The organism is Aerophototrophica crusticola (assembly GCF_012913305.1).
Classification (GTDB): Bacteria; Pseudomonadota; Alphaproteobacteria; order Azospirillales; family Azospirillaceae; genus Niveispirillum; species Niveispirillum crusticola.
Genome location: NZ_CP051775.1, coordinates 565327 through 579624, shown reverse-complemented (window position 1 = coordinate 579624; position 14298 = coordinate 565327). Strand labels below are relative to the sequence as shown.

At 69.9% G+C, this 14298-nt stretch carries 10 protein-coding genes; 2 read left to right on the top strand and 8 right to left on the bottom strand.

Going from position 1 to position 14298, the window contains the following annotated elements:
- The first annotated feature begins 86 nt into the window (after nucleotides 1–86).
- Nucleotides 87–1220 (top strand): succinylglutamate desuccinylase/aspartoacylase family protein, encoded by a 1134-nt coding sequence (locus HHL28_RS02725; RefSeq protein ID WP_075771636.1) that lies wholly within the window; start codon nucleotides 87–89, stop codon nucleotides 1218–1220.
- A gap of 9 nt (nucleotides 1221–1229) precedes the next feature.
- Here HHL28_RS02725 and HHL28_RS02720 read toward each other — a convergent pair whose 3' ends face one another.
- Both HHL28_RS02720 and HHL28_RS02715 read right to left on the bottom strand, forming a co-directional pair.
- Nucleotides 1230–3593, bottom strand: a complete 2364-nt coding sequence (locus tag HHL28_RS02720; protein ID WP_169654633.1) for an alpha-2-macroglobulin family protein — start codon at nucleotides 3591–3593, stop codon at nucleotides 1230–1232.
- Nucleotides 3542–6067 (bottom strand): alpha-2-macroglobulin family protein, encoded by a 2526-nt coding sequence (locus HHL28_RS02715; protein WP_169654631.1) that lies wholly within the window; start codon nucleotides 6065–6067, stop codon nucleotides 3542–3544. Before HHL28_RS02715 ends, HHL28_RS02720 begins: the two co-directional genes overlap by 52 nt.
- 803 nt (nucleotides 6068–6870) lie before the next feature.
- On the opposite strand from HHL28_RS02715, the gene HHL28_RS02710 reads away from it, so the two are divergent.
- Nucleotides 6871–7794, top strand: a complete 924-nt coding sequence (locus tag HHL28_RS02710; RefSeq protein WP_169654629.1) for a hypothetical protein — start codon at nucleotides 6871–6873, stop codon at nucleotides 7792–7794.
- Nucleotides 7795–7798: 4 nt separating this feature from the next.
- Here HHL28_RS02710 and HHL28_RS02705 read toward each other — a convergent pair whose 3' ends face one another.
- From HHL28_RS02705 to gcvH, 6 genes are all read right to left on the bottom strand, one after another.
- On the bottom strand, nucleotides 7799–8578 hold the full coding sequence (locus HHL28_RS02705) for a DUF3800 domain-containing protein (protein WP_169654627.1): 780 nt from the start codon (nucleotides 8576–8578) through the stop codon (nucleotides 7799–7801).
- A gap of 46 nt (nucleotides 8579–8624) precedes the next feature.
- Nucleotides 8625–9791 carry an aminotransferase gene (locus tag HHL28_RS02700; protein WP_075771633.1) on the bottom strand — a complete coding sequence of 389 codons (1167 nt, stop codon included), beginning with the start codon at nucleotides 9789–9791 and terminating at the stop codon, nucleotides 8625–8627.
- Between the two features lie 72 nt (nucleotides 9792–9863).
- On the bottom strand, nucleotides 9864–10676 hold the full coding sequence (locus HHL28_RS02695) for a substrate-binding periplasmic protein (RefSeq protein ID WP_169654625.1): 813 nt from the start codon (nucleotides 10674–10676) through the stop codon (nucleotides 9864–9866).
- A 329-nt stretch (nucleotides 10677–11005) separates the two neighbouring features.
- Nucleotides 11006–12580 (bottom strand): aminomethyl-transferring glycine dehydrogenase subunit GcvPB, encoded by a 1575-nt coding sequence (gene gcvPB / locus HHL28_RS02690; protein ID WP_075771631.1) that lies wholly within the window; start codon nucleotides 12578–12580, stop codon nucleotides 11006–11008.
- Nucleotides 12580–13926 carry an aminomethyl-transferring glycine dehydrogenase subunit GcvPA gene (gene gcvPA, locus HHL28_RS02685; protein WP_075771630.1) on the bottom strand — a complete coding sequence of 449 codons (1347 nt, stop codon included), beginning with the start codon at nucleotides 13924–13926 and terminating at the stop codon, nucleotides 12580–12582. The genes gcvPB and gcvPA overlap by 1 nt, the downstream gene beginning before the upstream one ends.
- Nucleotides 13926–14297, bottom strand: a complete 372-nt coding sequence (gcvH, locus tag HHL28_RS02680) for a glycine cleavage system protein GcvH (RefSeq protein ID WP_075771629.1) — start codon at nucleotides 14295–14297, stop codon at nucleotides 13926–13928. Before gcvH ends, gcvPA begins: the two co-directional genes overlap by 1 nt.
- Nucleotide 14298: the final 1 nt, after the last annotated feature.

Sequence of the window (14298 nt, the reverse complement as noted above, 5' to 3'; positions counted from 1 at the left end):
CCCACCGCCTCTGGCTAGAAGGTGGCAGAGGTCGGCGGTGCGCGCCAGGGCTGGACGGGCCCTTTCAGGGTGGGCAGACTGTCGCCATGACCCATGCCATCGACATCATCCCCCTTCCCTTCAACCGCCCGGGCACCGGCCGGTCCTTGCGGCTGCACCGCTTCGGCAGGCCCGGCGCGGGGCCCAAGGCCTATGTCCAGGCCGGGCTGCATGCGGGGGAGCTGCCGGGCATGCTGGTGGCGCTTGACCTTGTCGCCAAGCTGGCCGCCCTGGATGCGGCGGGCCAGGTCCGGGGGGAGGTGCTGGTGCTGCCCCTGGCCAACCCCATCGGCTTCGACCAGGTGTTCCAGGGCCGGCTGCTGGGCCGGTTCGAGCTGGGCGGCGGGGTGAACTTCAACCGGGCCTATGCCGACCTGACCGACGCGGTGGAGCGCCGGGTCAGGGGCCAACTGGGCCTGGACGCGGCGACCAACGTGGCCCTGGTGCGCCAAGCCTTGCGGGACTCGGTGGCGGAGCTGGTGCCGCAGACCGACGCGGACGCCCTGCGCAAGCTGCTGCTGGGCTTCGCCGTGGATGCGGACGTGATGCTAGACCTGCATTGCGATTCGGACGCGGTGATGCACCTGTACACGGGCACGGAGCTATGGCCGGGCTTCGCCGACCTGTCGGCCCGGCTGGGCTGCCACGCGGCGCTGCTGGCCGGCGAGTCGGGCGGGGACCCGTTCGATGAGGCCTGTTCGTCCGTGTGGTGGAAGCTGCGGGCGCGGCTGCCGGACGGCATCCCCCTGCCACCCGCCTGCGCCGCCACGACCATCGAGCTGCGGGGCGAGGCGGACGTGGACGACACGCAGGCCAAGGCCGACGCCGACGCCATCCTGGACCACCTGCGGGTCCGCGGCGTGCTGGCCGGCACCCCGGCCCCCCTTCCCGCCGCCTTGTGCGAGGGCACGCCCCTGGCCGGGGTGGACCGGGTGCGGGCCCCCGTGGCCGGGGTCATCGCCTACCACGCCGCCCTGGGGGACCGGGTGGAGGCGGGACAGGTGGTGGCGGACATCGTGGACCCCTGGTCCGGGGAACGCTTCCCCTGTCGCGCCCAGGCCGCCGGCCCCGTCTGGTCCCGCCGCCTGGAGCGCTTCGCCACCGCCGGCGAGGTGGTCATGAGCATCGCCGGCACCGAGCCGCTGAAGGAAGAGGGCAGCGGCCTGCTGACGGCGCGGTAGCGCCCGAGGTCACCCCCTCGGCGCCACCACGGTCAGGGTCCCCGCCGGGGTGCGGGCGAAGCGGGTGGCGTCCACCAGATCCTCCACCCGGGCGGCGGGCAGGCCGAAGGTCCCGGCATTGGCCACGCGGGCCAGGTAGACCAGGCGGAAGTCCGGCGTCTCCGCCGGCAGGTCCAGGGCGGCGACGAACCGGTCCTCCCGGAACTCCACATGGGCGGCATCGGACAAAGGCCCCAGCCAGGACAGGTCACCCAACTGGGCGCTGCCGGCCAGTCGCACATTCTCGATGGCGAAGCCGGCCGGCAGCGGGTCCACCAGCAGCAGCGGCCCGGCCGGCGGGCGCTCCGCCTTGCCCTCAAGCACCACCACCAACAGGTCGTTGGCCCGGACCTTGTTCAGGTCCACTGGGTTGCCCTTGGTGTCCAGGATGCGCCGCTCCAGGGTAAGGCCGTTGGCCTCTGCCGGCAGGGGCTTGGCGGGGATGCCGACGGCAGTGACCTGCGTGGACAAGGGTTGCTGGCCGGGGTTGCCCAGAAGCAGGCCCTTGGCCGGGTCCACCCGGCGCAGCAGGGGACGGGCCAGCGTTTCCGGCTTGCCGTCCTGGGCCAGGGTCACGGGGCCGGAGCGGCCCGACAGGGCATTGGCGGCCAGCAGCAGCCAGGCCCGCTCCTGCGTGCTGGTCTGGGCGGGGTCGCGCAACAAGGTCTGCAGGGCCTTGGCCTCCGCCTCCACCAGGGCGGCGTCGGCGTTGCCCTCCGCCAGGAAGGCCAGGGCGGCGGCCCGGTCGCGCAGCTCCGACCCGAAGTCGCGCGCGCCCGGCGTGCCCACGGGCAGGTCGCGCAGGCCCGCGAAGATGGATGCCGCCCGTTCCCCGTCGCCCAGCAGGGCGAAGGCGGCACCCACCTGGGCCCGGGCCAACCGGCTGCTCACCTTGGGGAAGAAGGTTTCCTGGAAGAAGCGCACCGGGGCGGCGTCGATCACCTTGGCCCGGGCGGCGACGTACAGGACATAGGCGCGGGAGGGCAGCTCCGCATCCTCCACCCAACTGTTGCCCACGGCACGGGACAGCCAGTCCAGCCCGCGGCGGTAGCCTTCCTCCGGCACCACATAGCCGGCTTCCCGGGCGCGGGTCAGGGCGTCCAGGACGAAGGGGGTCAGCCAGGGCTCGGCCGGCCCGTCCACGGACCAGAGGGCGAAGGCGCCGTCCGACCGCTGGCGCGCGGCCAGCCGGTCGATCAGCATCTGCACCCGCTCCTTCAGGGCGGCATCGGCGGGCAGGCCCAGGTCACGGGCCCAATCGTTGACGTACAGCAGGGGCAGCAGCCGTCCGGCCAACTGCTCCGACGAGCCATAGGCGCGGGTGTCCAGGGCCAGCAGCTGTCCGGCGGCGTCCAGGGGCAGGCGGGGACCCGCCGTCACCGCCAGGGTCGCCGTGCCGGGCCGCAGCCCTTCCAGCAGCGGCCCGCCGCGGACGGTCAGCGTCCCGCCGGGCGCCAGGGTGCCGCCATCCTGCCGGGCGACCGGCGGGACCGGGCTGCGCACCGTGATGGGGAAGATGCGGGTGAGCGTGTAGCCCTCCGGCCCCGTCAGGGTCAGGGTCAGCCGGCCCTGGCCGACGCCGGTGGCGGTCAGGGTGCGGGTGGCATTGGCGTTGCGGCCGGGCTGCAGGGCCTTGAAGTCCATGGGCGTGCTGTCCACGGCCAACGGCCCCTCGGCGATCAGGGTGGCCCGGTAGGGGCCACGAGGGCCTGCGGCGTTGTCCACCGAGAGGCGGAGCTGGACCTTGTCGTCCGGCGCCAGGAAGCCCGGCACGCCCAGGGTGGCGGTGACCGGGTCGCGCACGGCCATGACCGCGTCGCCGCGGCCGACCTTCGTGCCGGACCAGGCCACGGCGGTCAGCGACAGGGTGGACTGGATGTCCGGCAGGTCCAGGACCACTTGGGCCTTGCCGTCAGCCCCGACGGTGACGATGCCGGAATAGACGGCGGCCACGTCCCGGCCCTGTAGCAAGGTCGGGGACGGGGCCCGGGGCAGCGCCTTGACCGGTTCCTTGTCCTTGGTGACGGGCGGGGCGGGTGCAGGCTCACCCAACAGGCGACCATAGGCGTCGCGCAGTTCCACGGGCAGGCTGCGGCGGCCGAAGAACCAGCCGGCGGGGTTCACGCCCTGCTCACCCACCGCGTTCTGGCCGCCCAGGGAGGACAGGCCCTGGTCGATCGCGGTCACCACCACATGGGCCTGCGCCCCCTCCTCCACCCCGGTTACGGTGACCGGCAGCGTCAGCGGGCCGCGGGGCCGGGCCTCCGCCGGCGGTTCGATCTTCACGGACAGAAGGCGGGACGCCGGGTCCACGGCCACCCAGTCGATGCCCACGGCCCGGCGGGGGGCGTTGCGCTTGGCCGGGTCGGCGGGGCATAGGCGGTGGCCAGCAGGTGCGCGCCGCCGGTCACGTCGGCGGGGATGGGTACCTCCAGGAAGGCGCCCTGGGGCCCCACCTGCTGCACCTGGGTGGAGCGCACGGCGCGGTCGGCCAGGGCCACCACCACCGTCGCCTCATAGGGCGGGCGGACGAACACCCGGGCGGTGCCGCCGGGTTGGGCCTGGGCCCCCTCCACCGCCAGCTCCACCGTGTCGGGCTTGTCGCCCAGCTTGGCGCTGACCCACCAGCCGGCGGAGAACCGGACACTGGACGCCACGCCCGTGGCGGGGTCGAACACCTCCAGCCGGTAGCGGCCGGCCTTGACCTGTTCCTCCAGGATGGACGGCTTGTCGGCGGCCACGTCCAGGGTGCCGCCGGTCAGGCGCTTGTCCCGGATGCTGGACTTGTAGTCCCAGCGGCCGTCGGCCTCGAACCAGTCGTACTGGAATTCCTCCTCGTACAGCTCCCAGGACAGGCCGGTGCGGGCCACCCGCTGCCCGTCGGGGGCCACGGCCACCACGTCGAAGGCGACGCTCGCCCCCTCCGGCACCGCCTCCCCGTTGAAGTTCGGCTTGATGCCCAGGGCGAAGGCCTGGTTGGACACGGGAAGCACCAGCGTCCGCTCCACCGAGCGGCCGCCCACGTCATGCACCGTGGCCTGGAGCACCGCCTCGAGCGGGCGGGTGGTCTCCGGCAGCTTGCCCAGTTCCACACCCACCTTGGCCGTGCCGTCGGGGGCGGTGGTGAAGCCGGGCAGGCTGCGCCGCTCCGGCGCGAGGGCCTGCTGCACCAGGCCGAAGCGGTAGCCGTCCAGGCCCGGGTAGGGCTTTTCCGCGGGGCGCAGGGTCACGGTCAGCTCGCCCGGCAGGCGGGCGGCGGGGCCGCCGAACAGGTAGCGGCCGTCCACGGTCAGGGTGGCCTTGCCGTCGGGGCCCAGCCGCGCCTTGTCGGCGGTCAGGGTCACGTCCAGGCGGGTGGGCGCCACCTCCCCCACCATCATCTCTGCCTTGCCCAGGGCCGGGCCGTTGGCGTCGGCATGGGCGGTCAGGGACCAGCGGCCCCCCACGGCGTTGGGCGGCAGCCGGAAGGCCACGGCATAGCCGCCGGCCCCGCGGTCATCGGCATAACGCGTCTCAAGCACCAGCCCGTCGGGCCGGGCGAGCTTGAAGGCCAGCCGGCGCCCGGCCACGGCACGGGCGTCGGCGTCACGCAGCAGGGCTGTCAGGTTCAGCAGGTCACCGGGGCGGTAGGCCCCGCGGTCGGTGAACAGGTAGGCGTCCAGCGGGCCGGTGGCCCGGCCGTCCGCCGCCACCTCCACCGCCGGGGCGCCGAAGTCCAGCAGGGAGAAGCCGCCCTCGGGCGCGTTGGCGAACAAGGCCTGGGGCGTACGCCCCTCCTGCCCCTGCAACAGTTCCCGGGGGAAGCGGGCAAGCCCGTCCGGGCCGGTGCTGGCTGTGCCCAGCTCCTCGTTGTTCCGGGCGACGAGGCGCACGGACACGTTCGGCAGGGGCTTGGCATTGGACAGGCTGCGGGCGAAGACGGTCAGGCCGTCCTCCCCCCGGAAGCTGGTCAACCCCAAGTCGGAAACGACGAACCATTGGGTGGCCCGCATGTCCCAGGCCACCACGGGGAGGGCCGCGTTCTCCGCCACCGCCACATAGACGCCCGGTGGCAGGGTGCCCAGCACCGCGTCGATGGGGAAGGGCGTGACCGCGGCGCGGTTGCGCCCGCCGGCCATGGCCATCTCCCCCCGCCAGACCACCTCGCCGTTCTTGTCCAGGATGTCGCCGACCTCGAAGTCGGTCATGGTCTGGTTGATGCGGCCGTAATAGATCTGCTCCACCAGCGCCCGGTCGTTGACCCGCAGCACCGACAGGCGCGCCCGCTCCACATTCACGCTGCGCAGGGGCAGCCCTTCCCCGCCGATGCGGGGCAGCAGGTAGCCCTGGCCGCGGAAGGCCAGGCTGGCCCGGCGGTCGGGCACGTCCACTTCCCGCGTGACCGGCGCGGCCAGGGTCTCCTTCCCGCCCTCGGCGGGCAGGCCGACGGCGAGGGTGATGGTGTAGCGCTGGCCGTGGCCCAGCCCTTCCAGGCAAAGGTCGCGGTCGCGGACAGAGACGGTGATGTCCTGGGCCGGTGCCACCTGGACGAACTTGGCAAGGTCCGCGCCCCTGGGCCGGGGTTTCGGCAGGGTGCGGGTGAACCGGAAGCAGGCCTGCGGCTTGTCGCGCTCCGCCGCCACTTCCACGCCCGCCAGCTCGAAGGGGCGCTCGGCGGGGGACGGCTCCGCCGGAGCCGGGGGCGCCGCCGGGGCGGACGCCGGCGCCGGGGCCGGGCGGGAGCCGGCGGGCGGGGCCGACTGGGCCAGGACCGCCGGGGTCTGGAGCATGCCAAGGGCGAGCAGGAGCGATAGGGTGCGCGTCGGCATCGTCAGGGACTGTTTCCTCGCTACCGGGTCCGAAGGGGGACGGGACCGGGCCGAACCGGGGTGGCCGCATTCGGTCCCCTGGTTCTCGCGGCGCAATATGGCAGACATGGGGCCGGATGGGAGGCGCATTTTTGACCTGCATCCGGCAGGCTGGAAACAGGTCCAAGCTTTGCGTGTCTCTCAATCGCCGGCACCGCCTCCGGTCAGCGGCACCACGCTCTTGCAATCGATCATCAGGGCCATTGCGGAATGCCCCGGGCTCTGCATCCTTCCGCCGCATCGTCGCCACATCACCGGTCTACCCAGCCCATCATGACACCGATCCCCTCCCCCGCCGCCGCCGAGGCGACACAAGACGGTCGCCGGGCCCTGGCCTGGGCCGCCGCGCTGGCGCTGTCGTTGGCGGCCCTGCTGGCCCCCGCCCTGTGGAACGGCTACGCAATCGTGTTCTTCGACACGGGTGGCTACATCAAGCGGGTTTTCGACCTGGAGCTGGAGCCGGGTCGGTCCCTGTTCTATGGCCTGTTCCTCTGGGGAAGTTCCCTGGGCTGGGTGACCCTATGGGGGCCGGTGCTGGCGCAGGCGGCCGTGACCCTTTGGCTGGTCCGGCTGGCCTTGCGGGCCCACGACCTGCCGCACGGCCCCTGGGCGCTGACAGGTGCCGCGGTCGGCTTGGCAGCCCTGACGGGCATTTCCTGGTACAGCGCGCAACTGATGCCGGACATCCTGACCGGCCTGCTGGTCCTGGGCTTCTGGATGCTGGGTTTCCGCTGGGAGCGGCTGGGGCGGGGGAACGGGCGGGGGTGGCGGCGGTCGGCCTGCTGGCCCTGCTGTCCCACATGGGCACCATCGCCCTGGCCGCCGGGCTTGTGGCGGTGGTGGCCGGAGCCAAGCTGGCGGTGCGGCGCTGGGGCTGGGCGGTGACGCCGCGGCTGCTGCCACCCGCCCTGGTGCTGGGGGCGAGCCTGCTGGTGATGCCGCTGGGCCACCTGGCGCTGGTGGGCAAGGCGACCTTCACCCCCGGCGGCCCGGCCTTCGTGTTCGGTCGGTTGGTGCAGGACGGGATCGCGCAGAAGTTCCTGGCGGAGCACTGCCCCGACCCCGCCTACAAGCTGTGCGACTACCAGGACCAGATCGTGCCGGACGCCAACGAGTTCCTGTGGCACCCGGACAGCCCCTTCAGGAAGGTGGGCGGCTGGGGTGGCGCGGACGCGGAGCTGTCCCGCATCACCAAGGAGAGCCTGAAAGCCTATCCCGGACTGCACCTGAGGACCGCCCTGGTCGCCACCTGGCACCAGATCCTGGAGGTGGAGACGGGCGACGGGTTGGATGAGTGGCAGGAGGTCACTCGCTGGATCTTCAGCGGCCACCTGCCCTGGCAGAACGACGCCTTCACCGCAGCGAAGCAGCAGAAGCAGCAGACCACGCAAGGCATGTTCGACGCGCTGAACCTGGTGCATGTGCCCGTGGCGCACCTGTCCCTGCTGGCCCTACCCTTTGTCGTCGCCTGGGCCGCGCGGCGGAAGCGGCATGACGTGGCCGCCCTGGCCCTGTTCATGCTGCTGGCCCTGCTGGGCAACGCCTTCATCAACGGCGCCCTGTCCAACCCCCACGACCGCTACCAGAGCCGGGTCGCCTGGCTGGCGACGCTGGCGGTGGGGATGGGGGTGGCCGGGATGGGAAAGCGGGATCCCAGGCTTAGTAGCGTCAATCAAACTCAAAGTTAAGGCTTTAGTGTATACAGCCGAGGTACATCTTTCCAAAACGAGCCAACGCCGCGTCTTTGATTTCGTCAGCCAAAGCTTCATCGATATAGAGCCCATAGGGCGTCACATCGGCCATCGGCTGGATCTCATCAGCCTGCCAATCGTCAGGGTGCGGAGGGGCGGCGGAGAAGAAGTTATACCTTATGCCCGTCCAAAGTAGAAATCCAATTTCTATTTCTTCGGGCCAGCTCTGATTTTCGTCCTTTCCAATATTGACTTTCTTGCTCGTTAAACCCATTGCTTCTTTCAGCATAATGGCACAAGTATGCGCCGTCAGATCGGCAAGCTGTATGCCGCATACCTCTCTCGAATCGCACGAGAACTGGAAATTTAGCTGGCACTCAGTAACCAACAGCGACGTTTCTTCTCTGATTGATTGGTTTCGCGGAAACAGTCCTTGATCGAAATAAACCTGATGCGGTCTTCCCATCAAACTCGGATGGGCGAGCATTTTCCGCAGCAGCGCAAGGGATATCTTGCTCATGTTCTCATCCGGCTTCGATATAGCTACGCCAATCTTGCAATTATATGATATAATATCCATGAGACTATCTCTCAAACAAGAGAGCTTTTGATTATTCTTCATATGCCGACCTGATTTAAATTCGTCGACTCCATAACGATATCCAACCTCAATAAATTTTTCCTTTATTTTATTCGATACATCCTTCTCGCTATATACGCTTGCAACTATATGAAAACCACTGCTTGGGTGCTTGCTATCATCGAAGAAAAAGGTTCCCACAGCACACTTCCTTCCTCGCCGCACTTTCGGCTTTATCATTGGCGATTCACGCCCGCGCCGCGAACCAGCCCTCCAGCCGGCGGCAGGCCTCATCCAATGTCTCGTCCTTCTTGCAGAAGCAGAAGCGGATCAGGTTGCCCGGCGGGTCCTGGTCGAAGAAGGCGCTGACGGGGATGGCGGTGACGCCGGCCTCCGCGGTCAGGCGCTTGCAGAACTCCGTGTCGCCCTCCCCCAGCCCGGTGTGGCCGATGTCGGCGGTGACGAAATAGGTGCCCTGGGCCGGCAGCACCGTGAGGCCCGCGGCGCGCAGCCCCGCGGTCAGCCGGTCGCGCTTTGCCTGCATGTCGGCGGCGAGGCCGTGGAAATAGGCGTCGTCCTTGCGCAGCCCGAAGGCCACGGCGTGTTGCAGGTTGGGCGGGGTGGTGAAGGTCAGGAACTGGTGGGCCTTCGCCACGGGCTGGAGCAGCCGGGGGGCGCCGGTGACATAGCCCACCTTCCACCCGGTGAGGGAGAAGGTCTTGCCGGCGGAGCCGATGCGCAAGGTGCGGTCGCGCATGCCGGGCAGGGCCATCAGCGGGATGTGCGGGCGACCGTCGAAGACCAGATGCTCATAGACCTCGTCGCAGACGGCGAGGCAGTCATGCTCCTGCACCAGCTCGGCCAGGGTGGACAGCTCTTCCCACCCCCAGACCTTGGCGGCAGGGTTCAGCGGGTTGTTGATGAGGACGAGCTTGGTCCTGGGCCCGAAGGCGGCGCGCAGCTCATCCGGATCGAAGCTCCAGTCCGGCGCCCGCAGGCTGACGAAGCGGGGCACGGCGCCGGCGCGGCGGATGATGGGGACGTAACTGTCGTACAGCGGCTGGAACAGCACCACCTCGTCCCCCGGCTCCAGCAGGCCGAACAGGCAGGCGGCCAGCGCCTCCGTGGCGCCGGAGGTCACCATCACCTCCGAAGCCCAATCGACATCCAGCCCGTAGAAACGCCTGGCATGCTCCGCCACCGCCTGCCGCAGGGTGGGCAGGCCCATCATGGAGGGGTATTGGTTCCAGCCTGTGTCCAGGTAGCGCGTGGCTTCCGCCACCAAGTCGGCCGGGCCGTTGCCATCGGGGAAGCCCTGGCCGAGGTTGACGGCCTTGTGCGTCTCCGCAAGGCGGGACATCACCTCGAAGATGGTGGTGCCGTAGGAGGACAGGACGCTGTTGCCGGATTTCATCGGGTTCCCCACCACGCGACGATCTGCCCGCCTTCATAGCAGGCCCGGCGGCGGGGGGCGAGGAGGTGGTCCTCAGCGGTTGGGCTGTTCCCAGTCCTTCAGCCCGTAGGAGGCCAGGATCTCCGCCAACCGGCCGGAGGCGCGGAGCTTGGCTGTGCCATCCGCCAGCAGGGTGGCCAGGGCGGCGGCGCGGGGGTCGCGCTTGGAGACGCCGACGAACAGGTCCGCGTCATCCTCCAGCGAGACCACGCGGACCCCGTCCGCCTTGGGCAGGCGGGACAGGGTCCAGACCAGGACGTTGCGGTCGTCCAGGAACAGGTCCATGCGCCCGGCCATGACCATGCGCAGGCCCTGGGTGACGTGGGAGTAGCCGAAGCCGCTCAACACCTCCACCCGCTTCGGGTCGGCCTTGTGGGCGTCCACATAGGCCTGGATGGCGCCGCCATAGACATAGTCCTTGATGACCCCCAGCCGGTGGCCCGTGAAGCTGTCGGGCCCCTTCCAGGTGAAGTCCCGCGCCGGGGCCACGGCCACCGCGTTGGCGGAGTTGCCCTGGGACAGCTTCGGCAAAAGCAGCGTCCCGTCCAGGTCCGCGGCCACGCCGGGGATCAAGGTGGCGCTTCCGTCGGCCGCCATGCGGCGCATGACCTGGAAATTGACCACCCGGTAGTCCACGGACAGGCCGGCCTCACGGAACACCTCCCGCGCCAGCTCCACCATGTAGCCTTCCCGCCCCTCCGTCTCCGGGTTGCAGGCATAAGGGCACCAGGGGTCCGAGGCGATGACGACAGGCCGTTCCTTGTCCGCCGCCGTCAACGCCCCCGCCGCCATGGCAGGACTGGCGGGCCCGGCCAGGAACGCCAGGGATACAAGGACGGTACGCAACCGGAAAGGGATCAGGGGACGGGAGGTCGTTGCCATCGCGGATCAGGTCTGTAACAGACCAGCAACATACCTCGGGCGCGCCGGAAATGGGAGGCGGTTGCGGGAAATTCGCGTGACGGGTGGCGGAAATGACACGGGCGGGGCCTTCCGGACCCCGCCCGCGCAATTTTCGACCCGCTTCCAGCAAGCTGGCATCGGATCTAGCTTCTTGAGTTCCTCAAACGCCGGCACCGCATCCGCGGCTTGGCTTTCGCGGCCACGTGGCCGCGCGGCGGCGGTCGCCGCCGGAGCGTGCTCCCGGTGCCCGGGAACACGCTCTTGCGCCTGCTTTACTCCGCGGCCTGGGCCTGCACCGGCTGGGCCGGGGGCGTCCAGCGCAGGATGGGCTTGCGGGCCGCCGCCGTCTCGTCCAGGCGGCGGCGCGGGGTCAGGCGGGGGGCCGCCTGGAAGAACGCCGCGTCGCCGGCCTTCGCCTTCTCCGCCAGGTGGCGCAGGGTGGCGATGAACTGGTCGAGGGTGGACTTCGACTCGGTCTCCGTCGGCTCCACCAACAGGGCCCCGTGCACGACCAGGGGGAAGTACATGGTCATGGGGTGGAAGCCCTCGTCGATCATGGCCTTCGCGAAGTCCAGCGGGGTGACCCCGGTGCCCTTCAGGAAGCCGTCGTCGAACAGCGCCTCATGCATGCAGGGGCCGCCGAAGGGGGCGGACATGACGTCCTGTAGGCTGGCCAGCACGTAGTTGGCATTCAGCACCGCGTCCGTCGCCACCTGCCGCAGCCCGTCCGCGCCATGGGACAGGATGTAGGACAGGGCGCGCACGAACATGCCCATCTGGCCGTGGAAGGTCTTCAGCCGGCCGAAGGGCTTGCCCTCGGCGTCGGCCGCGTGCTCCACCAGCCGGAACCCGTCCTCCCCGTGCACCACATAGGGCAGCGGGGCGAAGGGGGCCAGGGCCGCGGACAGCACCACCGGGCCGGAGCCGGGGCCGCCGCCGCCATGGGGCGTGCTGAAGGTCTTGTGCAGGTTGATGTGCATGGCGTCCACGCCCAGGTCCGCCGGGCGCACCCGGCCGACGATGGCGTTGTAGTTGGCGCCGTCGCAGTAGAAATAGCCGCCGGCCTCATGCACCGCGTCGGCGATCTCCTTGATCTGCGGCTCGAACAGGCCGCAGGTGTTGGGGTTCGTCAGCATGATGCAGGCGACGTCGGGGCCGAGCTTGGCCTTCACCGCCTCCACGCTGACGCGGCCATTGTCCTCCGCCGGGATCGTGTCCACGGAGAAGCCGCAGAAGGCCGCCGTGGCCGGGTTGGTGCCGTGCGCGCTCTCCGGCACCAGCACCCGCTTGCGGTGCCCCTCCCCGCGCGCCTCAAGCGCGGCGTGGATGGCCATCAGGCCGCACAGCTCACCATGGGCGCCGGCGCCCGGCGACATGGCCACCGCCGGCATGCCGGTCAGGGTCTTCAGCCAGTGGGCCAGCTGGTCGATCAGCTCCAGCGCCCCCTGCACCGTGGACTCGGGCTGGAGCGGGTGGATGTCGCTGAAGCCGGGCAGCCGCGCCATCTTCTCGTTCAGGCGCGGGTTGTGCTTCATGGTGCACGAGCCCAGCGGGTACATCGTGCTGTCGATGCCGAAGTTCTTCTGGCTCAGCCGGGTGAAGTGGCGGACCACCTGCGGCTCCGCCAGGTCCGGCAGGCCGATGCGGCCGCGGGCCTTGACGCCGCCCAGCTTGGTCTTCGTGGTCGCCGGCTCCGGCAGGTCCACGCCGACGACACCGGGGTTGTCCAGCTCGAAGATCAGCGCCTCTTCCTGCATCAGCGCCCGGTTGCCGGTGAAGGTGCCGGCCGTCTCCGACGCGCTGGCGGCGTGGGGCGTGGTGGGGCGGCCCTGGTTGTTCATGCTCATCAGAGGACCTCCTCCAGGCCGCGCACCAGCGCGTCCATGTCGCTTTCGGTGTTCGTCTCGGTGCAGGCCACCAGAAGCAGCTTCTCCAGCCCGTCCTCGGCCGGGTACAGGCGGCTGACCGGGACGCCGGCCAGGATCTGCTGCTTGGCCAGCTTCTCCACCACCTTGGCGGCCTTCTTCGGCAGCTTCACGGTGAACTCGTTGAAGAAGCTGTCGTTCAGCACCTCCACGCCCTTCAGGCCCGCCAGCTTCTCCGCCAGCAGGACGGCGTTGGCGTGGTTGATGCGGGCGAGGCGGCTGAAACCCTCCTCCCCCAGCAGGGACAGGTGGATGGTGAAGGCCAGGGCGCAGAGGCCGCTGTTGGTGCAGATGTTGCTGGTCGCCTTCTCCCGCCGGATGTGCTGCTCACGGGTGGACAGGGTCAGCACGAAGCCGCGCTTGCCCTCCGCGTCCACCGTCTGGCCGCAGAGGCGGCCGGGCATCTGGCGGACGAACTTCTCCCGCGTGGCGAACAGGCCGACATAGGGGCCGCCGAAGTTCAGGGCGTTGCCGATGCTCTGGCCCTCGCAGACCACGATGTCGGCGCCCATCTGGCCCGGCGGGGTCAGCAGGCCCAGGGACACCACCTCCGTCACCACCACGATGACCAGGGCGCCCTTGGCGTGGGCGGCGGTGCACAGGGCGGTGAAGTCGCTGAGGTGGCCGAACAGGCTTGGGGTCTGCACGACGACGCAGGCGGTCTGGTCGTCCACCAGGCCGGCCAGGTCCTCCTTGCCCGCGGGGTCGGGGGTCTGGGCCTGGATGTCCATGCCCATCACGCCGCAGGTGGTCTGGGTGACCTCCCGGTAGTGGGGGTGCAGGCCGCCGGACAGGATGGCCTTGTTCCGCTTGGTGATGCGGTTGGCCATCAGCACCGCCTCGGCCGTGCCGGTGGCGCCGTCATACATGGAGGCGTTGGCCACATCCATGCCGGTCAGCAGGGCGACCTGGGTCTGGAACTCGAACAGGTACTGCAGCGTGCCCTGGCTCACCTCCGGCTGGTAGGGGGTGTAGCTGGTCAGGAACTCGCCCCGCAGCAGGATCTGGTCCACGCTGGCCGGCACATGGTGCTTGTAGGCGCCGGCGCCCAGGAAGAAGGGCACGCAGCCTGCGGTCAGGTTCTTGGTGGACAGGCGGGACAGGTGCCGCTCCACCTGCAGCTCGCCCATGTGGTTGGGCAGGCCGGGGATGGGACCCGGCAGGCGGGCACCCTCGGGCACGTCACGGAACAGGGCGTCGACGCTGTCCACCCCGATGGTGGCCAGCATCGACCGGCGGTCGGCCTCGGTCAGGGGGAGGTAACGCATCACAGGCCCTCGACGTAGGACTTATAGGCTTCCTCGTCCATCAGCGCGTCCAGCTGGGACGGGTTGGACAGGGTCATCTTGAAGAACCAGCCCTTGCCGGTGGGGTCGGTGTTGACCAGGGCGGGCTCATCCGCCAGGGCGGCATTGCCCTCCGTCACGGTGCCGTCAACGGGGGCATAGACCTCCGACGCGGCCTTCACGGACTCCACCACGGCGGCGTCCTTGCCCTGGCTCAGCGCCTTGCCGGCCTCCGGCACCTCCACGAACACCACGTCGCCCAGGGCGTGCTGGGCATAGTCGGTGATGCCGACGGTGGCGACGTCACCCTCAAGCTTGATCCACTCATGGTCCTTGGTGAAACGGATAGTCATG